Here is a 26,919-nt window from a genome sequence, read left to right as displayed (position 1 = left end):
CTTTAAACACCCTTTATTATAATGTCATCATCAATTTTTACTTGCATAATCCAAACTCTTTTTTGTTTAATAAGCGTTAACAAAGCTAAGAAGTCAGTTACTAATTCCTCAAGTGGTGCATTACTTTTTAAAAGATCACAAAATTTAATTTCATGTTTCAAACTGTCTTTTAATTTATTTTCGATTAATTCCATTTGATTAGGAATTTCATAATTCCATTCATTAATTTTGCCAACAGGCGCATCTTGTGTAATTGCTTTCCTACGAATTAATTTTTCCCAAGCATTTTTTAATAACGATATTTGAAACTCATCTTCTTCAATGGAAATTTCATTGCGATTAATATAAATACCACGTGAGTGCAAATGATTTCTTTCTCGTTCTTTTTGCTTTAAAACCAAAGCAGCACGCTTATACTTTTTGTACTCAATTAACTGAGCAACTAAATCTTCACGCGGATCTTCTTCAGTTTCTTGCTCGGTTTCTTCGGCCAACAGCATTTGAGACTTAATTTTCATTAAGTTTGCCGCCATTACAAAAAATTCACCTGCAATATCAATATTTAACTTTTTCATTTTATTCAATAAATTAACGTATTGTGACGTAATATCTTTAATATTAATATCATAAATATCCATTTTAGACTGCTTAATTAAATGTAATAAAAGCTCTAAAGGACCATCAAAATCATTTAGATGAATTTTAATTTCATCGTTGTTCATTATTACGCTCCCATTTAGCAATAATAAGCTTATTCTTTAGAGTCCCAACAATTTGTTTGTCAGGATAAATTGTTTGTAGATTATCTAAAACATGAAAAATATTAAACATTGTATTTACATCAGGAGTAAGCGTAATGCGACGTAATAAAATAAAATCATATTTTGTTTCAACTCCAATTACACCGGCCCAGTTATTAAACTGATCTTTCCAAATGAAAAGATTTCGATTGTCAGAAGCACAATACCAATCGATTTCTTGCTTTAAATATTCTAAATTACTGCGCTCTTGCGATAATGATAGAATTCCCAACACAATTTTTTCATATTCTTTTTGATAACGATATAACATAAAAACTCTCCTATGCTCTGGGATGATATTTTTGATATTCCTGCCGCAAATGTTCTTGAGAAACATGGGTATAAATTTGGGTTGTTGAAATATCAGAATGTCCTAACAATTCTTGCACAGTTCTTAAGTCAGCACCATTTTCTAAAAGATGCGTAGCAAAAGTATGCCGAAGTGTATGTGGTGTTACATCTTTATGAATATCAGCAATTACAACATATCCCTTGATTTTTTTCCATACACTTTGCCGACTAATTTTCGATCCATGGGCATTTAAAAATACATATTTTGATGTTCTATTTTTTAATAAAACCGGACGAACTTGATTTAAATACTTATTTAACCAATTAATTGCAACATCATCGATTGGAACAATTCTTTCCTTATCACCCTTACCAATCGTTTGAATTAAATTCATTTCCAAATGTAAGTCAGCTAATTTCAAATTAACTAATTCCGAGACACGTAATCCCGTTGCGTACAGAGTTTCAAGAATGGTACGATCCCGAATCCCATACTTATTATTAAAATCAGGAATACTCATTAGCTTTGATAATTCGTTATCATTTAAAACTGCCGGCAAATGTGAACCCTTTTTAGGAGTATCAATACGGTTCATCGGATTTTCTTTAATTTTATTAAATCGTTTTAAATATTGGAAAAATTTTCTAAGTGTCGATACTAGTCTAATAACAGAATTACGTGCTTTTCCAGAGTTTTTTTCAAATTCTAAATAACTTAAAATTGTATATTGATCAATACTACTAAATTCTTCATAATGGTTATCCTTCAAATAAACCATAAATTGTTTTAAATCTTGTTGATAACTTTTAATTGAATTATTTGATAATCCACGTTCAACTAATAAATAATGCAAATAATCATTGATTTGGTCTTGCATTTTATCACCATTACTTAATTAAAGAAATTCCATTTTCTTCTTTTTTTACTAATCTGTGTTTTAATAAATTACCAAGTGCACGCTTGAATTGTCCCTTACTAATTCCAAAATAGTTTTTAATTTCATCTGGATCACTCTTATCATTGTATGGTAAAAAATTATCCGGCTTCATTTCTAAAATCCGTTTAATCATTTCTGCATCTTCACCAATTGATTCATACGCACGAGGACGTAATGATAAATAAAAAGTTTTATTAGGTCTGATTCCAATCACTCGTGCTGTTAATTTCTCACCTAATCTAGGTTCCTGTTCCTGTTCTGATTTATCAATAAAACCTAAATTATAATGATCTGTAATAACCTGGGTGCCCATTTTTTTTGTATTAATTACCCAACAAGTTACGTCCCAATTTTTCATTTTAGGATTATTAACTGGCTGTGAGATGGCTTTGAAAACTTTATCGTCAGCTAACTCACCCCAAAGTCGTCCTTTGCTATCGCGTTTAATTGCAATCATCAACTCATCGCCTACATCTGGCCATAAAGACTTCATATCAGGTAAATCATCCATTGAAACGGCAATATCTTTATCTTTTAATCTAATGTCAACAAACACGCCTAAACCAAATTTTGTTCCAACTACTTTACCCCATGAATAACTATCTACTCCAACTTCAGGTATTTCGCGCGTAATCCTTTGATTATGTTTCTCATTTTCGTATGCAAAACCCTTAAATTCACTTCCAATTTTGAGAGGCTTTTTCAATTCACTTTTATCTAATGAATATGTAATTCCATCCTTTTGAATAAAATATTCGTTTTCATTTTCGTCTGTTACTGTTCCAGTAATAATTCTTCCGTTATCTTCATTCATATGAACCACTCACCATTCTATCAGTCTAGGTACCTAATACTCTTATTATAGCAAATAAAAAAGACATCCGACAAAAATCGGATGTCTTTCCAAAGTTAATTTAAATTAAGCGTTTTTTGATTGGTTACCTGCATAAACCATACCACGACGAGCATCAACAGTAACTGAAGCACCGTTTTTAATGTTCTTAGTAGCATCGTTTGCGGCAACGATTACTGGAATATTCAATGAAATTCCAACAACTGCTGCATATGAAGTTAAACCACCTTCTTCAACAACGATTGCGCTAGCTTTCTTCATAGCTGGTAAGTAAGCTTTGTTAGTATCTTTAACAACTAACACGCTACCATCAACAGTATTATCGTTAGCTGATTTTGCGTCATCAGCTACAACTGTTTTACCAATAACAACTTGGTCACCAATACCTTGACCTTGAGCTAATTTAGTACCAATTAATTGAACACGAACTGTGTTAGTAGTACCTTCATCACCCAAAGGAACACCAGTAAGAATGATGATTTGTTCGCCTTCTTTAGCTAAACCAGTTTCAACTGCTTTAGCTGTAGCAAGTTCAACCATTTCATCTGCTGTTTCTGGTTTGTTTACAAGTACTGGGTTAACAGCATAGTTAACAGTCAAACCACGACGTACACGATCATCAAAAGTAAGAGCTAAAATATTAGCATTTGGATGATATTTCGAAATCATACGTGCAGTATAACCTGATCCAGTAGCACAAACAATAGTGTGAATATCCATGTCTTTAGCAATACGTGCAACTGATTCGCCAAGAGCTTCAGTAACATCACTGTCATTAAATACAGGACGTGGAGTACCAAATTCTTGGAAATGATCATCAGCAACTTTATCAATACGAGCCATCATAGCAACTGATTCAACTGGATAGTCACCGTGGGCACTTTCACCAGAAAGCATAGTTGCATCAGTACCATCATAAACAGCATTAGCAACATCAGATACTTCGGCACGAGTTGGACGAGGTTCTTCTTGCATTGAATCTAACATTTGAGTAGCAGTAATAACTGGTTTACCAACTTCATTGCACATCTTGATAAGACGTTTTTGAACAGTTGGAACATTTTCTGGTGGAATTTCAACACCCATGTCACCACGAGCAACCATTAAACCATCTGAAACTTTTAAGATTTCAGCAAAGTTATCAATACCTTCTTGTGATTCAATCTTAGGAAATACTTGAACATCAGTCATGTTCTTTTCTTCTAATAAGGCACGAATATCTAAAATATCTTGAGGTTTACGAACAAATGAAGCAGAAATAAAGCTAATTCCATGTTCACAACCAAAACGAATATCATCTGAATCTTTTTCAGTGATTCCTGGTAAGTTAATTGATACACCAGGTGCGTTAACACCTTTACGTGAACCAAGTACACCATCATTCATAATTTCACAAACTAATTCGCGGTTCTTAGCGTCCTTATCGATAACCTTAGCATCAACTAAACCATCATCGAATAATACGTGTCCGCCAACTTTAACATCATCGTATAAGCCTGGGTAAGTAACGGCAATTTTTTCCTTAGTACCTTCAAGTGTGTCGTCCATAGAAATTCTGAACTTATCACCAATCTTGAATTGGATTTCACCATCTACTTCTTTAGTAGTTCTGATTTCAGCACCTTTAGTATCAAGTAAAATACCAGCGAGCTTACCAGTTTTCTTTTCAGCTTCCTTTACCATATTCATACGTGACAAATGTTCTTCATGATCTCCATGTGAAAAGTTGAAACGAAAAACATTGGCACCTGAGTTTAATAATGCTGAAATAGTATCAACATCATTAGCAGCGGGTCCAAGTGTACTTACGATTTTTGTTCTCTTCATAAGTTAAAACCTCTCCTTTTTGTGTAAAATTAAGCAATGATTTAACTTGCCTAATTAATTAGATTTCAAGGTAATTATAACACTTTTATAAAATGTTGTCTGTATCTAATCTCGAAAAATTAACGAACGACGATGTTAGAATTTCCTAATAGTAATTTAAGCTGTTCGATTAAATTTGAATTAATTTCTGCGTTATATTGTGCTGGTAATGCATTTTCTTGTTTAGACTTAACTCGATACAAAATCACATTACTTTTGCCATGATATTTTAATAAAATATCTTTTAACTGATAAGCTATTTTTTCTGAATCATGTTCAACATCAATTCGGATATATAATTTTCTTTTTTTAGCCTTATAAACAACATTTGCAGCAATCTCAATTTTATCGGCTACAATTTGTAACCCTCTTCGATTTTGAACATTTCCTTTAATCATAATAACTAGATTGGGTTTTATCCAACCTTTAATCTGATTGTAAACCGTTGGAAAAATTGTAATATCAACGCTTCCAAATTGATCATTAGCTGTTATAAAGACCATTGGTTGACCTTTTTTAGTTCTGATTAATTTAACATGGTTAACCAATAAAATTGAATTAATGTTTTTTTGTCCATCAATTAATTCAGAAGTATTAAGTGAATGAGTTTGCTGATGGAGCTCTCGATATCTTTCCACTGGATGACCTGATAAAAAAGTCCCTAGATATTCATTTTCAAAATTAATTTTTTGCCAATCTGGAAAATCATCTTTCTTTTTTATTTTAACTTCCATTCCAGGAACATCGGAAAATAAACTATTCGGAATGTCTGAAGAGCTGATCAGTTTTGAAAGGGCTTCAATCATTTCACGTCGATTATATCCAAATCCATCAAAGCATCCAGCATACACTAAAGCACTAAGTTGGTCTTCTTTTCGGTATTTTTCAGGCATTCGATTAATAAAATCATTCAGGCTTTGATATAATCCATTTTCTTGACGTTCAGCCAGAATTGTCTTAATAAAGTCAGATCGAACCCCCTTAATCACATTAAAACCAAATCTGATTTGGTTATTATCATAAACAAAATCTGCTTTACTGTCGTTAATACTAGGTGCAACAACTTTAATATTTGCATCTCTGGCTTCTTGAACGTATGCCTTGATTTTTACTTTATTTCCTAAAACAGAATTGAATAGAGCCGTATAGAAAGGACCTGGATAGTGTGCTTTTAAAAAAGCTAATTCAAACGCCATCTTACTATAAGCAAAAGCATGAGATTTATTAAAACCATAACCCGCGAATCTTTCAATATAATCAAATGTAGTTTCTGCAGTCTCTTTTGTATAACCATTTTTAATTGAACCGGCTAAGAAACCATCCTTCATGGCTTCCATTTCACTTTTATGCTTTTTACTCATTGCTCGACGTAAAACATCCGCTTGAGATAAGCTAAAACCAGCCATAGTAGAAGCCAATTGCATAACTTGTTCTTGGTAGACAATAATCCCAAAAGTGGGCTTTAGAATTTTCTCAATCGCTTGGTTTGGATAATGAACTTTATCAGGATTATTTTTCCTTTTAATAAACAGATCAATATTTTCCATTGGACCAGGACGATACAAGGCATTAACGGCAGCAATCAAGTCAAAATTAGTTGGATGCATTTTACGTAAAACATTTTTAATTCCAGTTGATTCAAACTGGAAAACTCCATTAGTCTTACCATCCTGAAATAACTTAAGGGTTTGCGGATCATTTAAATCAATTTTTGTAATTTCAAAATTAGGATTAATTTGGTTGTGAACCATTTTTAAGATATTAGCCATAATGGATAAATTTCGCAAACCTAAAAAATCAATTTTTAATAATCCCACATCTTCAACATAATACTTTGAATATTGGGTCATCAATAAACCTTCATTTCCAGTTTGTAATGGTGATTTTTCAACAATTGGTTGATCACTCAAAATCAAACCCGCAGCATGAGTTGAATAATGGCGTGGTAGTCCCTCTAAGTCAGTTGCCGTCTCAAATAATAACTTATTAATTGGTTGGTCTGAAATAATATTTTTTAAGCTTTGAGATTCATTTACCGCTCTTTTTAAAGTTTCATGTAAATGAGCTGGAATTGCCTTACTCCAACTATTCATTTCTAATGGCGTCATTCCGAAAACTCGACCAACATCTCGAATTGACTGTTTTGCACCTAAAGTTCCAAACGTAATGATTTGTGCTACCCTTTCATTCCCATACTTATCGTGAACATAATTTAAAATTTGACTACGCTTATCATCAGGAATATCAACATCAATATCAGGCATTTGTGCACGTTCTTCATTTAAAAAACGCTCAAACAATAAGTCATACTTAATTGGATCAACATCTGTGATATACAAAGTATACGCAACAATTGATCCAGCTGCGGACCCACGACCTGGGCCCGTCAAAATGTTGTGTTGATGTGCAAAATTAATTACATCCCACACAATTAAAAAATAATCATCAAATCCCATTCGATTAATAACATCTAATTCGTATTTTAGACGCGTTAAATAAATTTGATAATCCTTAGAATTGTTTTTTAAACGCGACTTTAATCCCTTCAAACATAAATTTGCCAAATATTCTTTTGAGGTTTGCTGATTTGGGGTTTTAAATTTTGGAAGGCTTGGCATTTCTTTTTTAATTTGTACATTACAATTTTGCATAACAAATTGGTTTTCAAGTAAGATTGGTGACAAACCCATCTTTTCGTACTTTCGTTCTATTTCAATTCGGTTTTCAAGCCAATTAGAGCCCAATCCATTCTTTTGTGATTCAGGATCTTCTAAAATATTTCCGTTATCAATTGATTTTAAAACTTGAGTATCAAACAAGTCATTTGCTTTTAAATAATCAACTTCATTTAATGCAATCATTTTTGTATTTGTTTCATTAGATAACATTTTCAATTCATCAAGTTTTTCTGGATTAGTACTAATTCCTAAACGTAATGAATCTTCATCTACCAAACACCTAATTTGTTGTAAAGCTTGTTTGGCTTGATCTAATTTTCCATAACTAACAAGGCTTTGCACCTCACTATTAGTTGGAAGCAATACAAATAAGTCATTTAATTCATTTTTAAATTCATCAAAGGTTTGATAATCTTCGATTGTCATTACTTTGGTCGATATTTTCATTAAATTTTGATACCCATGATTATTTTTAGCTAATAAAACAATTTTAAAATCGTGTTCTGTTAAAACCGAGCCTTTAATTTTTAAAGTTAAACCAATGATTGGCTTAATGTTTGCCTTCGTGGCTTCTTTGAAAAAAGCAACAGCCCCATACATCACATTGATATCCGTTAATGCTAATGACTTATAGCCACGTTTTTTAGCTACATCTATTAATTTTGGTAGCGTATTGGGACTTTGCAACAAACTATACGAGCTAATGTTCTGCAATGGTACATATGTCATTTTCCCACTACCTTTCGTTTTTTCTTAATTATAGCAAAGAACCCTTTATTTAAATAATTAAGAACTCATAATTGCAATTATCTTTGATAGTGATAAAATACTATCTTAGTAAGGGAGTGTGCATATAATGAAAACTGTCGCAGCAAACTTAACAACACTTTTTTGGGGTATCGTTTACGGAGAAGTAATTGGTTATATTGGTTCAGCATTAGTACAAGCCAATTTCACTAAAACAATTGCTATTCAAACAGCTATAGTTGGTGCCATAATTGCTTTAATAGGAATTAACCTATTTAAATTAGTAATGAAACCTTAAAGTTTGAAAATTGAATTTTAAATAATAAAAACTACAATCCTAAAATTAGATTGTAGTTTTTATTATTTAATTAAAAAAACTAAAAGGATCTGTTGAAAGCTTAGATGCAATAATTTTAAATTGCCAGTTATTCTCGCATTTCCATTTTTCAAATAATTCTTTTAATTTCAATTTACAAATGCTTTCAACATGATGACCAGGATCAATTGCCATTAATCCCTCAGCTAACATATCTTGCGAAGTGTGATAATATAAATCACCAGTAAAATAAACATCTGCATTTTTGGCGATTGCTGCTGAATAAAATTTACCTCCGCTACCTCCAAGAATTGCAACTCGCTTAACTAATTTGTCAGGATTGTTGGTTACCATTCTCAATTCTTGTAAATTGAAAATGGTTTTACATTGTTCAGCTAGTTCTTTAAATGTAATTGCACGTGGTAAATCTCCAACTCTCCCTAAATAATGAGGTTCATTATTAATATTTGTATCATGCAAAATCATACCAGAAATGTTTTTTAAACCAATAGCAGAAGCCAACCAGTCATTCATCCCACCATTTGCATTATCTAAATTAGTATGCGCAGCGTAAACAGTAATATCATGTTTCAAAATTTCAGCATACATTTCATTTTGCGGATTACTCAAATCAAGATTTTTTGCTGGACGAAACATAACTGGATGATGAGCAAAAATAAAGTTAACATGATTGTCAATTGCTTCTTGGACTGTTTCAGGGCGAACATCTAGAGTTGTCATCATTGCTTTTATTTCCGCATCTTTGTTTCCAATTTGAAATCCCGTTGGATCTCCGTTTTCACGAAGCTCAATTGGTGCAAATTGTTCAAAACGTTTAATAAATTCTCTAACTGTGGTCATTTAAAACACCTTCAATTTCAGTGATTGTTGTTTTGATTTTTTTAATCTTTTCAATTGGATGAGATTTAGAAATAAGTAATTTATCTAAGATAAACTGGTTCTTATCTAATTTATCATTCCATTTAGCTTTAAAAACATCTGATTTTTCTTTTAATAAAAATGGTCCAAAATCAAGTTCTTCATGAGAATAGGAAATTTTATGTTCAACATATTCTGCACGAAACATTTCATAATAATGACCAGCATCGTAAACAATGTTTTCTCCCGTAATTTCATATTGATGATTAGCCAGCCATTTTCTAACCGTATTTTCATCAACATTTGCTTGTAAAACTAAAACAGGATGCATTGTTAATTTTGCTTTTCCACGTTCCAAAATATCGGTAATTAATTCCCCACCCATTCCGGCAATCGTAATCGTATTAACTAGATCATCTGATTCTATTACATCTAAACCATCACCCATGCGGGCTTCCATTTGATCAGATAAATTTTGATTAATAATTTCTGATTGTGCATTTTCAAATGGTCCTTTTACTACTTCGCCAGCAATTGCTCGTTTTACAATCCCTTGTTCCAACAAATAAGCTGGCAAATAAGCATGGTCTGATCCTATATCAGCTACTGTATCAGATTTTGGAACTAAATCAGCAACCGCTTGCATTCGTTTTGAAAGATGCTTTGCGTCCATATTATCTCCTCTATATTTTCTCAATAAAAAAGCAGAGACAAGAGTCCCTGTTTTTTATTTTGCTTAATCTAAGAAATCTTTTAATTGTTTACTTCTTGATGGATGACGAAGTTTTCTTAAAGCCTTTGCTTCAATTTGTCTGATTCGTTCACGAGTAACTCCAAATACTCTTCCAACTTCTTCAAGAGTTCTGGTACGACCATCATCAAGTCCAAAACGCAATCTCAATACATTTTCTTCACGATCAGTTAGAGTATCTAAGACACCTTCTAATTGCTCTTTAAGCAATTCATATGAAGCGTGTTCTTCAGGACTTGTAGCATCTTTATCTTCAATGAAATCACCTAAATGTGAATCATCTTCTTCACCAATTGGTGTTTCCAATGAAACTGGTTCTTGAGAAATCTTTAAAATATTTCTAACTTTAGAAGTAGGCATGTCCATTTCAGCACCAATTTCTGATGGAAGTGGGTCACGTCCCAAATCTTGAAGTAGTTGTCGTTGCACACGGATTAATTTGTTAATGGTCTCAACCATATGAACAGGAATCCGAATCGTTCTAGCTTGGTCAGCAATTGCACGGGTAATTGCTTGTCTAATCCACCATGTTGCGTAAGTTGAAAACTTGAATCCTTTGCGGTAATCAAATTTTTCAACGGCTTTCATAAGTCCCATATTACCTTCTTGAATTAAATCAAGAAATTGCATTCCACGACCAACATACCGCTTAGCAATTGAAACCACTAAACGTAAATTTGCTTCTGCTAATTCTTGTTTAGCAGATTCGTCGCCTTCTTCAATTCTTAAAGCCAATTGAACTTCTTGATCAGCTGTAAGTAAAGGAACAAGTCCAATTTCTTTCAAATACATTCTAACGGGATCATTAATTTTAACCCCTTTTGAACTTGAAGCATTTTTTAATTCTTTTTGCGTAACTTTTTTAGCAGCCTTTAATGCCCGAGGATCTGGCTCACCATTTTCGTCAACGATGCTAATCCCATCATCTTCAATTTGTTCAAGGACTTTTCCCATTTGTTTTTTATCCAAATCAAATGGGACTTGAAGTTCTTGCTCAAGTAATTCGTAAGTAATATGACCGATTTTTTTGGTCTTTTTAACGACTTCTTTATAAACTTTTTTGAATCCTTTACCATCAAATTCTTTTTTTAGTTCTTTAGTAGTTCTTGCACGTTTTGCAGCAGTTTTACTTTTTGCTTCGGGAGTTGATTTTTTTATTTCATTTTTCTTCTTTGCTTCTTTTTCTGCCATTCTAATGACCTCCCATTAATCTTCATTTGATTTCAAGCTTTGCAATTTCTTTTGCAAATCAATTAGTTCAGTTGCTAATTTCAACTGTAATATTTCATCGCCAAGTTGTTTTGCATTGTTAAAATCAATTTTTTTCTTTTTCAATTCTTCTATAATTGGTGCATCTTGCATTATTATTTTAACACAATCTGAAATTTCTTCATCGTTATACTCAGTATCATCACTATTCATTTCTAATTCAGCTAAGGTCGATTGGATTTCAGTTTCTCCGACAAAATCACTAAATTCTGAAACATTATACTCTGCATGATATCTAAAATATTCCTGTGCGAAAATAAAAATTTGTTGGTATAAATCATGGACAAATGAAAAATTATGATTACGACGAATCTTTTTCCAAACTTCTGAATTATGCAACATCATATTTAATAAATGACGTTCTGCATTTTCAATTCGTGAATAGTGTTTTGTTTCTTGGTTAAGCACATTGGGCGTTTGAATAAATCTTTCACGATTTCGATTACTTTGACTTCTTTTGCGAGTAACATTAACATATTTTTCTGTCTGGGTTTCCAAACTACCTAAACTAACATCTAAATTATCTGCTAGCTCAGTAAGATAAACGTCACGTTCAACAGGATTATCAACAGTTGCAATAATGTGTAAAACCTTATCGATATAATCCAATTTATCTTCTTCATTAGTCAAATTGAATTGAGAACGTAAATAATTAATTTTAAATTTGACAATTGACTCTCGACCATTTTCAACAACCTGTTGGAAACTAGTTTCTCCATTATTACGACGATATTCATCGGGATCTATACCATCAGGCATTTGAATAATTCCAATTTTTAAATTACTATCTTTTTGCAATAAATCAACAGCTCGATTGGTCGCTTTTTGTCCTGGTGTATCACCATCATAACAAACATAAATTTGTTTTGTAACCCGTTTCAAATCATAAATTTGTTCTTCTGTTAAACTTGTTCCCATGGAAGCAACACCGTTTTTAACACCAGCTTGGTAAGCTGAAATCACATCCATAAATCCTTCAAAAAGAATTACATCGTGCTTTTGTCTAATTTCTGGCTTAGCTAAGTCAAAATTATAAATAATTTTACGTTTATTAAACAGCTCCGTTTCAGGTGTATTCAGATATTTAGGCATATCATCATCTTTATGCAATAAACGACCAGAAAATCCAACCGTTTTACCACTTTCATTCCGAATTGGAACCATCAATCTTCCAGCAAAACGATCTTTTAGACTACCGTCATTTGTCTCAGTAAATAAGCCTGTTTTTCTTAATTCTTGATAATTAACTTTTTTTTCTTCGAAATATTTTTTCAGAATTCTTTCATTAGGAGCATAACCTAAATTAAAAGTCTCAATCATTTCATCAGAAATTTTACGTTTTTTTAAATAATTTAATGCCTCTTCACCTAGCTCAGTGTTAACTAGAACGTGATGATATAATTTTGCTGCTGACTCATTGATATCAATTAATGGTTTAAGTTTTTGTTGCTTAGGAGAAGTTTGATTCCAATTTGCATTATTTGGAATTTCAATTCCATCATCTTTAGCCACCATTTCGACAGCTTCAGGGAAACTAACGCCTTTTAAGTCCATCAAAAAACTAAAAACGTTACCACCTCGACCACAACTAAAACAATGAAAGATTTGTTTTTCTTCATTAACTGAAAAAGATGGGGTTCTTTCTTCGTGGAAGGGGCACAAGCCAAATAAGTTTTTACCAGCCTGCTTTAGTTGCACGTATTGTCCAACAACATCGCGGATATTAGTATTATTTCGTACTTTTTCCACAAACTCCTCTGGTATTTTAGCCACAACTCACCGAACCTTTCAGATAATTATCTTTTTATTTAACGATAATCTTATCTACTTCTGCAAAATAATTAATCATGCGTGCTAACTTAGTAAGTTCTTTTAATCGATTTTCTTTAACAGTTTCATCTTTTGCCATTACCATTGTCTTATCAAAGTATTCTTTGATTACAGGTTCTAAACTGGCAAGTTTTGAAAAATCATCTGCAGCAGTTAATTTTTCAAAATCAGTAGAAAGACGATCAACTTCAGCATTCATCTTTAATTCTGATTCATTTTCAAACAATGCTGGATCAACAAACAAATCTGTTGCTTTAAAGTCAGATTTATTTGAAATTCTTTCAACCCGAGTTAATGCTTCAATAACGGCTTTAAAATCAGCATCTTCTTTATGATTATTAAGAACTTTTGCACTATTAATGTTATAAAGAATATCCGTGTTAGTAGCGTTAACAGCAGCATCTACAAGATCAAATTTAATTTTTGCTGCTCTTAAAACACGTTTAATTCGTTCTTTTATAAATAAAATTACATCTTTAATAATTGGTTTTTGATCAACTTTAGGGGCAACTTGAGCTGTATTTTCATCAGTTATGATTTTTTCCATTAGACTATCCAATGGTAATCTCCATTTCTGATTATCAACAATATTTACAATTCCTGCAGCTTGTCGTCTTAATGCGTATGGATCGTTTGATCCACTAGGAATCATTCCAGCAGCAAAAAATGTCATCATTGTGTCTAATTTATCTGCAACGGCTAAAACTGCACCAATTTTTGATTGAGGAAGTTCACCATTAGCAGAAATTGGCATATAGTGTTCTCTGATTGCAACAGCAACTTCTGGTTTTTCACCAAATAATAAGGCATATTTTTCTCCCATAACACCTTGTAATTCAGAAAATTCACCGACCATTCCAGTTACTAAATCAAACTTGTAAATTTCAGCAGCCCTTTGTAAGTCTGCTAATTGACTATCATTAAGTCCAACTTTTTTACCAATTAATCGGGAAATCACTTGAACTCGTTGCATTTTTTCGTAAACAGTTGAAATCTTGTCATGGAAAGTAACGTTCTTCAATTTGTTAACAAAGTAATCAATATCATGGTTTTGATCTTCTTGATAGAAGAATTCAGCATCGTATAAACGAGCAGCAAGGACTTTTTCATTTCCTTTAATCACATTTTCAATAAAATCAGAATTTCCGTTTCGAACTGAAATAAAGAATGGTAGTAGTTTGCCATCTTGATTTTCTACGTAGAAGAAACGTTGATGATTTCTCATTGAAGTTATCAATACTTCACGTGGAATGTCTAAGAAACGTTTGTCAAATGTACCATAAAAACTAGTTGGGTATTCAACCAAGTTATTAACTTCTTCAAGTAAGTCATCATCAATCTTAACTTTCCAATTATTTTCATTGGCAATCGCTTCGATTTGAGATTTAATCTTAGCTTTTCGCTTATCAGCATCCACAATTACAAATTCCTTGTTAAGATCAGTTTCATAGTCTGCAGCGTTAGCAATGCTAACTTCATTACCTAAGAAACGATGTCCAAGTGACTTACGTCCTGATTTAACCCCAACTAATTCCATTGGAACAACTTCAGTGTCTAACAACGCAACAATCCATTTAATTGGACGGATAAATTGGAATTTATTAGTTCCCCATTTCATCATAGTTGGAAAATTCATGTCAGCAACTACATCAATTAAGCTTGACAAAACATCAGTAACTGGTTTTCCAGTTACGTGTTTATTAACAAATACATAGTTTGTTCCCTTAATATCTTTAAAGGTAATGTCGTCAGGAGTTAATCCTTGTCCACGAGTAAATCCAATGGCGGCCTTACTCCAATTTCCTTCCGCATCCTTGGCAATTTTTTCAGCAGGACCTTTAACTTCTTCGTCAATATCTGGTTGCTTATCGGCCAGACCAGATATTTCTAAAGCAAGTCTTCTTGGTGTTGAAAATTTTTGAACCTTGTCAAAGGAAATCCGATTTTCTTTTAGGTATTTCTCTGTTTTTTCAGCTAATTCATTAATACTTGGGGTAACAACATGAGCTGGCATTTCTTCCAACCCAATTTCTAATAGGAATGTATGTGTCATTATTTTTTATCCCCCTTGTTCTTTTTTTGTTTATTTTTCTTTTCTTCACGTTTAGCAAATTCAGCTAAAACTGTTTCACGTTGATTTTCATCTTTAATTAACGGGAATCCAAGCTTGCGCCGTTCTTGAACAAAAGCTTGGGCAATTCCATGTGCCATTTTTCGAATTCGTGCAAGATACCCAGCACGTTCAGTAACGGAAACTGCTCCACGAGCATCAAGCAAATTAAATGTATGACTACATTTTAAAACATAATCATAAGCTGGATGAACCAAGCCCTCTTTAATTAATCGTTTGGCTTCTTTCTCATAAGCATCAAACATCTTATGAAGCATCTCTTGATCACTTAATTCAAAACTGTATTTTGAATGTTCATATTCTGGTTCTTTGAAAATATCACCATATTTAACGCCATTTGACCATTCAAGATCAAATACATTATTAACGTTTTGGATGTATGATGATAAACGTTCTAATCCATAGGTGATTTCTACAGCAACTGGATCCATTTGAAGTCCACCAACTACTTGGAAATAAGTAAATTGCGTTACTTCCATTCCATCAAGCCAAACTTCCCAACCAACACCGGCACATCCCATGGAAGGATTTTCCCAGTTGTCTTCCACAAATCGAATATCATGTTCAAGTGGATTAATTCCGAGTTCTTTTAAGGAACTAATATACAATTCTTGGATATTATCTGGAGAAGGTTTCATCAATACTTGGAATTGATGATGTTGGTATAAACGATTTGGATTCTCACCATAACGTCCATCTGCAGGTCTTCTTGATGGCTCAACGTAAGCTACATTCCAAGGTTCAGGTCCAATAGCACGTAAAAACGTAAAGGGACTCATGGTACCTGCACCTTTTTCTGTATCGTAGGCATCCATGATCATGCATCCCTGTTTACTCCAATATAATTTTAATGTAGTAGCTATATCTTGTACTGACATTTTTTTTGTCATTTTGACTCCCCCTTTTGCCAAACAAATAAAAAAGCCTATGCAAAAGTAGACTTACTTTTGCATAGGGACGATTTAGTCGCGGTTCCACCCTACTTCTGATTATAAAAAATCAGCATCTCGAAACGGATTGACTCAAAAAGCGCCAATTGTTAAAAACAATCATCATCTCTCACTAACATGATGTCGCTGAATTGTTAAAATTAACAACCTTCTTTTATCTGTGTCACATATTTAATTAACTATATTATAATTTGATAACATGATTCAGTCAATTATTATTAATTAGTTAAGTTTGATTTTCCAAGAATTCATTTGATCCAAGAATTTTTTACTTTTTAGATTTAATCCAACTGAATTATCATATATTTTATCAATTACTTGTCGTAATTTTTGCTTTGTAACTCGATTAACTTTAATATTATTAATTTTAGTAATATCGACTGCTGAAAATAAACGTAAGTAATAAATGGTTCTTTGATCTAAATGCATTCGATGACTATCGTGTGCAAATTCTTGTTCCCCAATTAATCCACCAAACTTTTCAGAATAGTCATAGATTTGATGTTCTTCATGACAGACTGCACAATTTTTAAAATCAGGAGCAACTCCAAATAGAGGTAATAATTGAATTTCAAAGATATTAGTAATAATTTCTGCATCAAACCCATTATTAATTAAATTAAGAGCATAAAAAAGTTTATCAAACCAAATTTTATTAGGAACATTATCTGGTAGAGCAGCATCTATCAGACCCATTAAATATGTCGCATATCCGTTTAGATATATGTCTTCACTAATCTGGTCAAAATGTTTAACACTCCCACCGCTATCGATGTATGACAATCCATTGCCACGCAATTCACCTTCATAGGTTCCATAACTAAAGGGTAAAATGTCACTAATCATCTTAAACTTAGGACGATTTGCTCCACGAACAAAAAACATTTTTTTACCAGCTTCAGCAGTAAAAAACTTAACTAACATATCGTTCTCTCGATAATTTTTGCGATAAATTAATATTCCATGAAATGGTTTACTCTTTGTATTTACCACAAATATCACCTGCTAATTAATAATCATTTTTCTCACTATAACCCAAGTTATTAAGTGCTGTATCCTTATCACGCCAACCAGATTGAACTCTAATCCAAAGTTTTAAGTTAACTTTGCTGCCCAATAATTTTTCAATTTCTCGACGAGCACCAATACTAATATATTTAAGTAATGCTCCACCTTTACCAATGATAATCCGTTTTTGACCTTCACGATCAACGATAATTGAAGCCTCAATTTGAACTTTACCATTTTCATTGGTTTTCATACTTTCAACGTAAACGGCTACAGAATGAGGGATCTCTTGACGTGTGTTTTCCAATATTTTTTCTCGTACAATTTCTTGTACAATAAATCGTTCGGGATGATCAGTAACTTGATCATCAGGATAATATTGTGGACCTTCTGGTAAATGATCAATCAAATTACCAATTAATTCATCAACATTATTCCCCCTTAAAGCAGAAATTGGAAATACTTCTGCCCAATCATAAGCCTTACGATAAGTATCCATGATTACCAATAGTTTATCAGGATTTATTTCATCAATTTTATTAATGATTAGATAAACCGGTACATCAACTTTTTTTAGTTGATCAATAATATAGTTATCTCCAGCACCTCTTGTCTCAGTTGCACTAACCATAAATAAAACGGCCTCAACTTCACGTAATGAAGACAATGCCGAAGCATCCATGTATTCATCTAGTTTGTTTTCGGGTTTGTGAATTCCAGGAGTATCTAAAAAGACAATTTGAGCATCTTTAGTAGTATAGACACCTTGAATTTTATTACGCGTAGTCTGTGCCTTATCACTCATAATGGCAATTTTTTGACCAACCACTCTATTTAAAAAAGTTGATTTCCCAACGTTAGGTCGACCAACAATGGCCACAAATCCTGATTTAAAATTTTCTGCTTTTTCCATTTAATTTCCTTTTTCTTATATTAATTTAATGATGGTCGTTCCAAAAACAATCAAGCCAATCACGATGGCAAGCATCGTTGAAAACAATACCCAACCAGCAGCAATATCTTTAATTTTTTTAGCTAAGTCGTTATACTGGCTTCCAATTGTTAAATCAACTAAGTACTCAGCTAAGGTATTGATTACTTCGGCTTGTAATACCAAATAGCAAGCCAAAACTAACCAAAGAAATTTAAAATAACCAACTCTCATAGTTAAACCAGCTGTTAAAACAACAGCTGTTGTTACTAAATGAAAGCGAAAATTTCTTTCATTGCAACAAAGAGTAGTTAGACCATCCCATGCATGGCCAAACGCTTGACCAAAATTCTTGTTTTTACTAGTTTGCCGCTTATTTTTTAAGTCCATATTCATTTAAAATCTTTCTCTGTAGGTCAAACATAACTTTTTCATCTTCGGGTTTCATGTGGTCATAACCATTGAGATGTAAAAATCCATGAACAATTAAGAAACCTAGTTCACGATCAACTGAATGACCCAAAAAATCTGCTTGTTCATTAACTTTATCAATACTGACAAAAATATCACCAATATTTTCGGGAATTTCAGCTTTCATTTCATCACTCATCATTACTGGAAATTCATCATCATTTTCATCTTCAATTGCAAAACTAATTACATCAGTTGCTCGATCAACTTTTCGATAATCGCGATTGATTTCTTGAATTCTATCATTTTTAACCATGGTAACTGACATTTCTGTATTAGCTTTTAATCCAATCTTTTTTGCAGCAAAATCTAAAACATTTTTTATTAGTTTCTTTTGGTCTTCAGATACTTGACCATTAGTTTCATCATAAATTTCTAAGTCCATGAATTTACAATCCTTTATTTATCTTCATTTTCGTAAGCAGTAATAATTTTAGCAACAACTGGGTTTCTCACTACATCTTCAGCAGTCAATCTAATAACTTCAATATTGTTAATGTTTTTCAAAATATTAGGTGCGGTTACTAAACCGCTGGCCACATGACCTTTTAAGTCAATTTGTTGAATATCACCATTAACCACCATTTTAGAATTGAAACCTAACCTAGTTAAAAACATTTTCATTTGCTGGTTAGTCGTATTTTGAGCTTCATCTAAAATTACAAAAGCATTATCGAGAGTTCGTCCACGCATATACGCTAGTGGTGCAATCTCAATAACCCCTCGCTCAATTAAACGTTCGGTATGTTCCATCCCTAAAATAGCATATAAAGAATCATAAAGTGGGCGAAGATATGGATCAACCTTTTCTTTTAAATCACCAGGCAAGAATCCTAAACTTTCGCCAGCTTCAACAGCTGGTCTAGTCAAAACAATTTTATCAACTTTACCTTTTTTTAACGCGGCAACCGCCATTACAACTGCTAAATACGTTTTACCTGTACCTGCAGGACCAATACCAAAGGTAATATCATGATTATAAATAGCTTGAATATATTCACGTTGACCAAAATTCTTAACCCGAACAGGATTACCTTTACGATCTTTGATTAAAACTTGATTATATAAATCAGGCAAAGCTGTAATTTTTCCATTACGAGCCATTCCAATTGCAGAAACAAAATCACTAGCATTAACTTCAATTCCAGCATGAATTAATTTCAACATGTTAAACAAAATATCATTAGTAAGTTGAACATCACTTTCATCATGTCCATCTATCTTTATAACTCCTGCTGAATAACGAATCCAAACTTGAAATTCTTCTTCTAAAATCTTAATAAATGCATCTTGTGTTCCAAATAATTTACTTTGATCATTTGGATTTTTTAAAACGATTTGTTTTTGATATTCAAAATTTTCAATCAATAAAAATAATCTCCTTAATCCTAATTTTACTAAAGTCTAGCATAATTTTAAGGTTTAAAACAGCAATCATACCCACGTTTATTTTAGTTCATCATTAACAGCTTTTTTGACAACATTACCGTCTGCTTTACCTTTAATTTTACCCATCACAGCACCCATAACTTTACCAAAATCACTTTTTCCAGTAGCACCTAATTGCTTCACTGTCTCTTTAACTATTTTAGCAACTTCTTCAGGCTCCATTTGCTTTGGAGCATATTTTTTAAGAATTTTCATTTCTTTTTCTTGTTGTTCAACAAGATCTTCACGGGCTCCCGCTTTAAATTGTTCAATTGAATCTAAATGTTGCTTAATTTCACGATTTACTACTGCTGCAGCTTCATCATCATTTAAATCATGTCCAAATTTAATTTTTTCGTTCATTAAATTCGTTTTAAGCATTCTGATAATTGTAAGTTCATCTTTCTTTCCAGCCTTCATAGCTGTTTTTAAATCATTTGTTAACGTTTCGTTTAATGACATTTGTCTTCTCCTTATTTCTATTTAAAATTCAAAAAAAAAAGCAATCAAAAGTGATTGCTCTTTTAATTAGAACTTGCTACGGCTCTTTTTCTTTTTATTGTTACGTTTTCTTGCTGCTTCTGATTTTAATTTACGTTTAACACTAGGTTTTTCGTAAAATTCACGTTTACGAAATTCCTGGAGAGTACCGCTCTTAGAAACTGTACGTTTAAAACGACGAAGAGCATCATCAAGAGATTCGTTCTTGCGAACAACTGTTTTTGACATTTAAAAATCCCTCCCCTCCAAGTTTTAGTGTGCTGAATGTTTCCACCCAACGAATATAATTATATCCCATGATAAAATTTACGTCAACGGAAGATTAAAAGAATCTTCAAAAATTTTAAACAGAGTATAATAAGAATAAAAATAAAGCACAAGGAGCTATTCATGAAAACAATTTATAATGTTTTTGTAATTTCAGATTCTAGTGGTCAAACAGGGACTGCAATTGCCAAAACTGCAGCTGCCCAATTCCCTGAAGCTAGAGCTAATATCAGTCAATATCCTTTCATAAGAACTAAATCAATTCTAAGTGGAATTTTAAAACTAGCTAAAGAAAATAATGCCATCATTTTTCATACTTTGGTTAATCCAGAATTAAGTGATATGGTAGGACTTTTTTCTCGTCAAAATAAATTATATAGTTTCGATTGTATTCAAAAACCAATCAACATTATTTCACACCACTTAAATGAATCATCTGCAGAAGTACCTGGGTTAGTTCATAATTTAAACGCTGAATACTTCAAAAGAATTGCTTCAATTGAATTTACAGTTGCAAACGACGATGGACGTAACCCTAGTGGCTTAACCAAAGCAGATATCGTTATTTTAGGTGTTTCTAGAACTTCTAAAACACCCTTATCACTTTATCTTGCTAACGAAAGCTATAAAGTTGCTAACCTTCCAATTGGCCCAGATCTTCAATTACCAAAAGAAATTTGGGAAGTTGATCCTAAAAAAATTTTTGGGTTAACTAATTCAGTAACCAAGTTGAAACAGATTCGCTCTCAAAGAATGAAAGAATATGGACTAGACGGAGATACTCCATATTCAAACTCAGACAATATAAAAAAGGAACTTGACTATGCCAAGAACCTTTATCATAAAATCGGCTGTCTCTCAATTAATGTCGTAAATAAATCAATTGAAGAAACAGCCACCATCATTACTGAAAGTTTACCCAAAAGAACTATTTTATAATTCCATTTTCAATATCTTTAATTAAGTCGGGATTAAATTTCTGTTCACGAAACATTTCAACTTCATACTTATGTGGGTCAATTTTAACTTTATCATCTATTTTAATTGCAGGAGTTTCCATTATTTTGGGAACGTCTTGCAATTTTTCGTAATGAGCAATTTTATCTAGAGCTTCAAAACCAATGGTTCCAAAGCCAATGTTGGCATGCCGGTCTTTATGACTTCCCATTGGATTTTTGTCATCATTTAAATGAATTACTTTCAAACGGTCTAAGCCAATTACATTATCAAATTCTTGCATAACACCATCAAAATCATTCTTAACATCATACCCAGCGTCGTAAGTGTGACAGGTGTCGAAACATACTGAAACTTTATCTTTTAATTTAACTCCTTCAATAATTTCTGCAATTTGTTCAAAGGTTGTTCCAATTTCAGTTCCTTTACCTGCCATAGTTTCAATTGCAATTTGAACAGTCTGTTCAGGCTTAATTACTAAATTTAAGCCCTTAATCAGCTGCTGAATTCCAGCTTTTACTCCAGCTCCAACGTGAGCCCCGGGATGAAGAACAATTTGAGTTGCCCCCATTGCACCTGCACGTTCAATTTCTTTTTGTAAAAATTGGACAGCAAATTCGAAACTTTCTGGCTTTTTTGTATTGGCAAGATTAATAATGTATGGTGCATGAACAACTACCTCTAATAAGCCATTTTCTTCCATATATTGTTTACCTTCTGGAATTTTTAGTTCATCAAGTGGTTTTCTTCGAGAATTTTGTGGTGCCCCTGTATAAACCATAAAAACCGTTTCTTCATCGTTTTTAGCCTCTTCTGCTGAACCTAAAAACATTTTTGGTGCTTTCATGGCAACATGTGAACCGATTAAAAATTCTTTAATCATCTTATTCATCCTCCGATTTTTGCAAAACATATTTATTTAAGACACGATTATAAGATTTTCCATCATTATAGGTATTCCACATTGCATTGAAATCAGAAAAATCTAATTTTTCATTTGCTAAAACTGCTTTTCTTAATTGGTCAACTGTATGAATTGGTTTACTAGGTAACCAATTTTCATAACCGACTTGAATTCCAGGATTTTTTGAATATTCCTGGTAATCATACATGTAAAAAATCATTGACCGAGCTTGAGGCATCAAACTGTAATCAAAAGAATACGAAGAATAATCAGTCACAAAAGTATCTGCAACAGTCATTAAATCTGTAGCTGTAAATTCATCATAAATTTTAACGTTTTTTAAATTGAATTGTTCTAATTTTAATTTAGCTCGATTGACATCTTGATATAGTTTAACTGCTACAACAGCATTAGGATCAGATGCTAATGCCTGAATAGTTCCTTCGGGAGGATTAATCTTACTATCAGAACGATAAGTAGGTAAGTATAAAATAACCCGTTTATCCTTCAACTCTGGTGCTGCAGTATAAACCCGTTTACGAATAACGCTAATCCATTTATCACTAAATAATCGATCTGATCGAGGTGTCCCTAAAAATTTCATCTTTTTATAAGGTTGTTTAAAACTATTCTCAAAGACTTCAGCCATTGCGGGAGAAGCAACCACAAAATCATCAAAACTGTTATAAACTTTCCGATGACGCATTTTTTTAATCCATGAATAGCTTTCAAATTTGGGTGTATCAATTCCAAAACATTTAATTGAACCATCAGCATGCCACAACTGAATAATTTTCATCTTTTTTTTAGGATGAACTAATCCCGCAATAAAGGCATAATAATTATCAACAAATACGACCCGAGCTGACATAATTTGTGGAATCATCCGCAATGCAAAGGAGAAACTACTCTTCATCGGAATTGCTTTAATTCCAAAAGCCTGTAAATCATAAGCTGCAACCATTACCCTTGGATTGTAAAATACAATCAATTTTTGATCAGGTGGTAAAATAGCTGCGGTTTGTTTAATCATGTGCAAATTATTATTATAGCTCATGATATAACAAACGTTTTTCTTATTTTTAAAGTAAAACAAACTTGAAATTAACTTAACAAAAATAACATATATAAATTTCATTTTTAAGCCGCCATCTAATTAATTATTTAGGTTTATTTTCATAGAAATGTCCAAAGACTGCATCAACATCAACTGCCACTGCAAACGCATTAGGATCAGATTCCTTTAAAGCTTCGTCTAATTCGTTTTTTTCATACCGAGAAATGACTGTAAAGAGCACCGTTTTGGGCTGATGATTGTATGCTCCTTCAGCATGATGAACAATTGTAATTCCCCGTCTCATATGATTTTGCACACTATCAATAACAGTTTTTGGCATACTAGTAATAATCATGACTTCCATTCGTTGCTGCCGTGTATAAGTCATATCCATTACTTTTGCGTTAACCAATAAGCCAATTGCTGAGTAAAAAGCATAAGGCCAGCCATACATAAATCCTGCTGATAAAATAATAAATGCATTAAAAGCAATATTAATTGTTCCAATTGATTTACCAGTTTTTCGCTGAATCACAATCCCTAAAATATCTAATCCACCAGTAGAAATTTGGTTTTTCAAAGCCAAACCTGTACCAAATCCATTAACAGCACCCCCAAAAAGTGCACAGATTAGGGGGTCAGTAGTTAAAGTCATTGGATGCAAAACTTTAATCATTGTACTAGCAAGAAATACTGATAAGAAAGTAAAGATTGCAAATTGATGTCCAATTGATTTCCAAGCCAAGAATAGCAGTGGAATATTAAGGACGAACAATCCGGCAGCAGTCGACAGCGTAAAAGATGTATATCTATGAGTAAGGGTCGTAAGCAATTGAGCAAATCCAGTTACTCCAGATGAATAAATATGTCCAGGAGTCCAAAAAAAGTTCATTGCAATTGATACCAATACTGCATAGATAAATGCTGTTGAAATTTTCGTCAGAATTTGATGTCTTCTGATTACTTTGTGTACGTCGCCCATATAAATACCTTCTAAATCTATTTGATTATTATCATTCCATAGTATAACATTCTCGATTTTAAAAAAATAGAAAGTCACTAAAAATTAGCAACTTTCTATCATTAATTATTTTTCTTTATCTGGCTTATTAATTGAAATACCTAAATCTTCCAATTGTTTTGGAGCAACAGCTGCTGGAGCACCTGTCAATGGCTCAACTGCCTTAGAGTTTTTAGGGAATGCAATCACATCACGAATATTACCTCGTTCAGCTAACAAACGAGCAAAACGATCAAGTCCAATTGCAAGTCCACCATGTGGTGGAAAACCATAGTCTAAAGCTCTTAAGAAGTAACCAAATTGTGCTTCTGCACTTTCTTTAGTAAATCCTAATGCTTTAAACATTTTTTCTTGAAGTTCACGGGTATGGATACGAATTGATCCACCACCCAATTCAAGACCATTTAAAATAATATCGTAACTTTGGGCATGTGCCTTATGTGGGTCTTCTCCGTCATTAAGGTAATGTTCATCACCTTCATTTGGCATGGTAAATGGATGATGTGCTGCTGTCCAACGTTGATCACCTTCGTCATATTCAAATAATGGCCAATCAACAACCCAAAGAAAATTAAATTTATCTTTAGGAATCATGTTTTGTTCTTCAGCAATAGCAACCCGTAAATAACCTAATGTATCGGCAACTACTTTAGCACGATCAGCAGCAAAGAGAATTAAATCACCTGCTTTTGCACCTGTACGTTCTTCAATTGCTTTAATCTTTTCAGGATCCTTAAAGAATTTAGCAACTGGACCAGAAAATCCATCTTCTGTAACTTTCATCCAAGCTAATCCTTTAGCACCAAAGCGTTTTACATAGTCAGTATATTTATCAATTTCTTTTCGTGAATATTCACTAGCCCCACCAGGAACGGCAATCGCTTTTACTTGACCGCCATCAGCTACAGCTGAACTAAATACTTTAAAATCTGAACCTTTAACGATATCAGATAAATCTTTCAATTCCATTCCAAAACGTGTATCAGGTTGGTCAGTACCAAAACGATCCATCGATTCTTGCCAACTGATTCTTTCAAATGGGAGTTTAACATCATAATCAAGAGTTTCTTTCATTACTCTCTTAATTAACCCTTCTGTAATATCTTGAATTTCTTCGGCACTCATGAAGGAGGTTTCAAGGTCGATTTGGGTAAATTCAGGCTGACGATCCCCACGCAAATCTTCATCACGGAAACAACGAGCAATTTGATAATAACGATCAAATCCTGCTCCCATTAACATTTGTTTAAATTGTTGAGGTGATTGTGGAAGAGCATAAAATGAGCCGGGATAAACACGAGAAGGAACTAAATAATCACGTGCACCTTCAGGGGTAGATACTGTCAAATCAGGAGTTTCAATATCTATGAAACCATGTTCGTCCAAATAACTGTGAGTAGCTTGAGAAATTCGATTACGTATCATTAGCCCCTTTTGCATATAAGGACGACGTAAATCTAAATAACGGTACTTCAAACGAAGGTCATCTGAAGCATTGGTATCATCTTTGATATCAAATGGAACTGGTTTTGATTTGCTTAAAATTTTGGCATCATTTACATGAACTTCGACTTTTCCAGTAAATAAGTCAGGATTAATTTCCTTTTCTGAACGCGCTACAACTTTACCTTTAATTTCAATTACATATTCATTCTTCATTGCTTCTGCAACTTCGAATGCCTTTTTACTATCGCTAGCATTAAATACTAGTTGAACGATTCCTTCTCGGTCACGTAAATCAATAAAGATTAAACTTCCGAGGTTTCTTTTTTTAGCTACCCAGCCATCGAGCGTAACTTCTTGGTCTAAAAATTTTTCATTAATTTGACCAGCGTATGCAGTTCTTCTCATAACTAAATTTCCCCTTTTTAATAAAAAAAGACCGTACTAAATTGCAACAAGGGCGCAATTAGCACGGTACCACCTTTTTTATTTCTTTTTATTATTTAATCTACACCTAGGTGTGTCTTCAATAGTTTCAATTACGCATTCCCATCTAACAGCGCTCTCTGATAATTGAATTATCTATCTACTAATCATCATAATCAGTGGAATATTCTCTTTAAGAATAATAA

The 26,919-nt window shown here is 32.8% G+C and carries 25 protein-coding genes; 2 read left to right on the top strand and 23 right to left on the bottom strand.

Annotated elements, in window-relative coordinates:
* Positions 1-2: 2 nt before the first annotated feature.
* The 6 genes from FD36_RS02320 to dnaE all read right to left on the bottom strand — a co-directional run bounded on the left by FD36_RS02320 (position 3) and on the right by dnaE (position 8,155).
* Positions 3-722, bottom strand: coding sequence for a segregation and condensation protein A (locus tag FD36_RS02320; protein WP_156843282.1), 720 nt, complete (start codon positions 720-722; stop codon positions 3-5).
* Positions 709-1,071, bottom strand: coding sequence for a hypothetical protein (locus tag FD36_RS02315; RefSeq protein ID WP_056957780.1), 363 nt, complete (start codon positions 1,069-1,071; stop codon positions 709-711). Before FD36_RS02315 ends, FD36_RS02320 begins: the two co-directional genes overlap by 14 nt.
* A 10-nt stretch (positions 1,072-1,081) precedes the next feature.
* On the bottom strand, positions 1,082-1,969 hold the full coding sequence (xerD, locus tag FD36_RS02310) for a site-specific tyrosine recombinase XerD (protein ID WP_014082036.1): 888 nt from the start codon (positions 1,967-1,969) through the stop codon (positions 1,082-1,084).
* 10 nt (positions 1,970-1,979) lie between these two features.
* Complete coding sequence (locus FD36_RS02305; RefSeq protein WP_056957779.1) at positions 1,980-2,843, bottom strand: CvfB family protein; 864 nt, start codon at positions 2,841-2,843, stop codon at positions 1,980-1,982.
* A 105-nt stretch (positions 2,844-2,948) separates the two neighbouring features.
* On the bottom strand, positions 2,949-4,709 hold the full coding sequence (gene pyk / locus FD36_RS02300; RefSeq protein ID WP_056957778.1) for a pyruvate kinase: 1,761 nt from the start codon (positions 4,707-4,709) through the stop codon (positions 2,949-2,951).
* 119 nt (positions 4,710-4,828) lie between these two features.
* Entirely contained in the window at positions 4,829-8,155 is a 3,327-nt protein-coding gene (dnaE, locus tag FD36_RS02295; RefSeq protein ID WP_056957777.1) for a DNA polymerase III subunit alpha, read from the bottom strand.
* Between the two features lie 127 nt (positions 8,156-8,282).
* On the opposite strand from dnaE, the gene FD36_RS02290 reads away from it, so the two are divergent.
* Positions 8,283-8,471 carry a DUF2929 family protein gene (locus FD36_RS02290; protein WP_014082040.1) on the top strand — a complete coding sequence of 63 codons (189 nt, stop codon included), beginning with the start codon at positions 8,283-8,285 and terminating at the stop codon, positions 8,469-8,471.
* A gap of 66 nt (positions 8,472-8,537) precedes the next feature.
* Here the strand turns inward: FD36_RS02290 and FD36_RS02285 are convergent, their stop codons facing one another.
* The 13 genes from FD36_RS02285 to rpsU form a co-directional block, all read right to left on the bottom strand.
* Positions 8,538-9,350: a Nif3-like dinuclear metal center hexameric protein gene (locus FD36_RS02285; RefSeq protein ID WP_056957776.1), complete on the bottom strand. Its 813-nt coding sequence runs from the start codon at positions 9,348-9,350 to the stop codon at positions 8,538-8,540.
* Positions 9,337-10,041 carry a tRNA (adenine(22)-N(1))-methyltransferase gene (locus tag FD36_RS02280; protein WP_056957775.1) on the bottom strand — a complete coding sequence of 235 codons (705 nt, stop codon included), beginning with the start codon at positions 10,039-10,041 and terminating at the stop codon, positions 9,337-9,339. Before FD36_RS02280 ends, FD36_RS02285 begins: the two co-directional genes overlap by 14 nt.
* A gap of 63 nt (positions 10,042-10,104) precedes the next feature.
* On the bottom strand, positions 10,105-11,310 hold the full coding sequence (rpoD, locus tag FD36_RS02275; protein ID WP_082610578.1) for an RNA polymerase sigma factor RpoD: 1,206 nt from the start codon (positions 11,308-11,310) through the stop codon (positions 10,105-10,107).
* 15 nt (positions 11,311-11,325) lie between these two features.
* Positions 11,326-13,161: a DNA primase gene (gene dnaG, locus FD36_RS02270; RefSeq protein ID WP_056957774.1), complete on the bottom strand. Its 1,836-nt coding sequence runs from the start codon at positions 13,159-13,161 to the stop codon at positions 11,326-11,328.
* Between the two features lie 31 nt (positions 13,162-13,192).
* Positions 13,193-15,271: a glycine--tRNA ligase subunit beta gene (gene glyS / locus FD36_RS02265; protein WP_056957773.1), complete on the bottom strand. Its 2,079-nt coding sequence runs from the start codon at positions 15,269-15,271 to the stop codon at positions 13,193-13,195.
* Positions 15,271-16,239, bottom strand: a complete 969-nt coding sequence (glyQ, locus tag FD36_RS02260; RefSeq protein WP_056957772.1) for a glycine--tRNA ligase subunit alpha — start codon at positions 16,237-16,239, stop codon at positions 15,271-15,273. Before glyQ ends, glyS begins: the two co-directional genes overlap by 1 nt.
* Positions 16,240-16,521: 282 nt before the next feature.
* The gene (gene recO, locus FD36_RS02255; RefSeq protein ID WP_103423552.1) at positions 16,522-17,292 is read right to left on the bottom strand and encodes a DNA repair protein RecO; all 771 of its coding nucleotides are present in this window, start codon (positions 17,290-17,292) and stop codon (positions 16,522-16,524) included.
* A gap of 16 nt (positions 17,293-17,308) precedes the next feature.
* Entirely contained in the window at positions 17,309-18,220 is a 912-nt protein-coding gene (gene era / locus FD36_RS02250) for a GTPase Era (RefSeq protein ID WP_014082048.1), read from the bottom strand.
* Between the two features lie 15 nt (positions 18,221-18,235).
* A complete protein-coding gene (locus FD36_RS02245) occupies positions 18,236-18,634 on the bottom strand; it encodes a diacylglycerol kinase family protein (protein ID WP_014082049.1) in 399 nt (132 codons plus the stop codon).
* Positions 18,612-19,094 (bottom strand): rRNA maturation RNase YbeY, encoded by a 483-nt coding sequence (gene ybeY, locus FD36_RS02240; protein ID WP_056957770.1) that lies wholly within the window; start codon positions 19,092-19,094, stop codon positions 18,612-18,614. The genes FD36_RS02245 and ybeY overlap by 23 nt, the downstream gene beginning before the upstream one ends.
* A gap of 14 nt (positions 19,095-19,108) precedes the next feature.
* Entirely contained in the window at positions 19,109-20,077 is a 969-nt protein-coding gene (locus tag FD36_RS02235) for a PhoH family protein (RefSeq protein WP_056957769.1), read from the bottom strand.
* A 78-nt stretch (positions 20,078-20,155) separates the two neighbouring features.
* Positions 20,156-20,599, bottom strand: a complete 444-nt coding sequence (locus tag FD36_RS02230; protein ID WP_014082052.1) for a GatB/YqeY domain-containing protein — start codon at positions 20,597-20,599, stop codon at positions 20,156-20,158.
* Positions 20,600-20,665: 66 nt separating this feature from the next.
* Positions 20,666-20,866 carry a 30S ribosomal protein S21 gene (gene rpsU, locus FD36_RS02225; protein WP_014082053.1) on the bottom strand — a complete coding sequence of 67 codons (201 nt, stop codon included), beginning with the start codon at positions 20,864-20,866 and terminating at the stop codon, positions 20,666-20,668.
* Positions 20,867-21,028: 162 nt separating this feature from the next.
* On the opposite strand from rpsU, the gene FD36_RS02220 reads away from it, so the two are divergent.
* Complete coding sequence (locus FD36_RS02220; protein WP_056957768.1) at positions 21,029-21,844, top strand: pyruvate, water dikinase regulatory protein; 816 nt, start codon at positions 21,029-21,031, stop codon at positions 21,842-21,844.
* Here the strand turns inward: FD36_RS02220 and FD36_RS02215 are convergent.
* From FD36_RS02215 to aspS, 4 genes are all read right to left on the bottom strand, one after another.
* On the bottom strand, positions 21,834-22,745 hold the full coding sequence (locus FD36_RS02215) for a deoxyribonuclease IV (protein WP_041817789.1): 912 nt from the start codon (positions 22,743-22,745) through the stop codon (positions 21,834-21,836). The two genes, FD36_RS02220 and FD36_RS02215, sit on opposite strands and share 11 nt — an antisense overlap.
* A 1-nt stretch (position 22,746) precedes the next feature.
* Entirely contained in the window at positions 22,747-23,904 is a 1,158-nt protein-coding gene (locus FD36_RS02210) for a CDP-glycerol glycerophosphotransferase family protein (RefSeq protein WP_056957767.1), read from the bottom strand.
* A 22-nt stretch (positions 23,905-23,926) separates the two neighbouring features.
* Positions 23,927-24,805: a YitT family protein gene (locus FD36_RS02205; RefSeq protein WP_056957766.1), complete on the bottom strand. Its 879-nt coding sequence runs from the start codon at positions 24,803-24,805 to the stop codon at positions 23,927-23,929.
* A 105-nt stretch (positions 24,806-24,910) separates the two neighbouring features.
* Positions 24,911-26,695 (bottom strand): aspartate--tRNA ligase, encoded by a 1,785-nt coding sequence (gene aspS, locus FD36_RS02200; RefSeq protein ID WP_056957765.1) that lies wholly within the window; start codon positions 26,693-26,695, stop codon positions 24,911-24,913.
* Positions 26,696-26,919: the final 224 nt, after the last annotated feature.

This window comes from Fructilactobacillus sanfranciscensis DSM 20451 (genome assembly GCF_001436035.1).
GTDB classification, from domain to species: domain Bacteria; phylum Bacillota; class Bacilli; order Lactobacillales; family Lactobacillaceae; genus Fructilactobacillus; species Fructilactobacillus sanfranciscensis.
The sequence above is the reverse complement of the archived record's forward strand: the minus strand, read 5'-3'. Positions and strand labels throughout refer to the sequence as shown.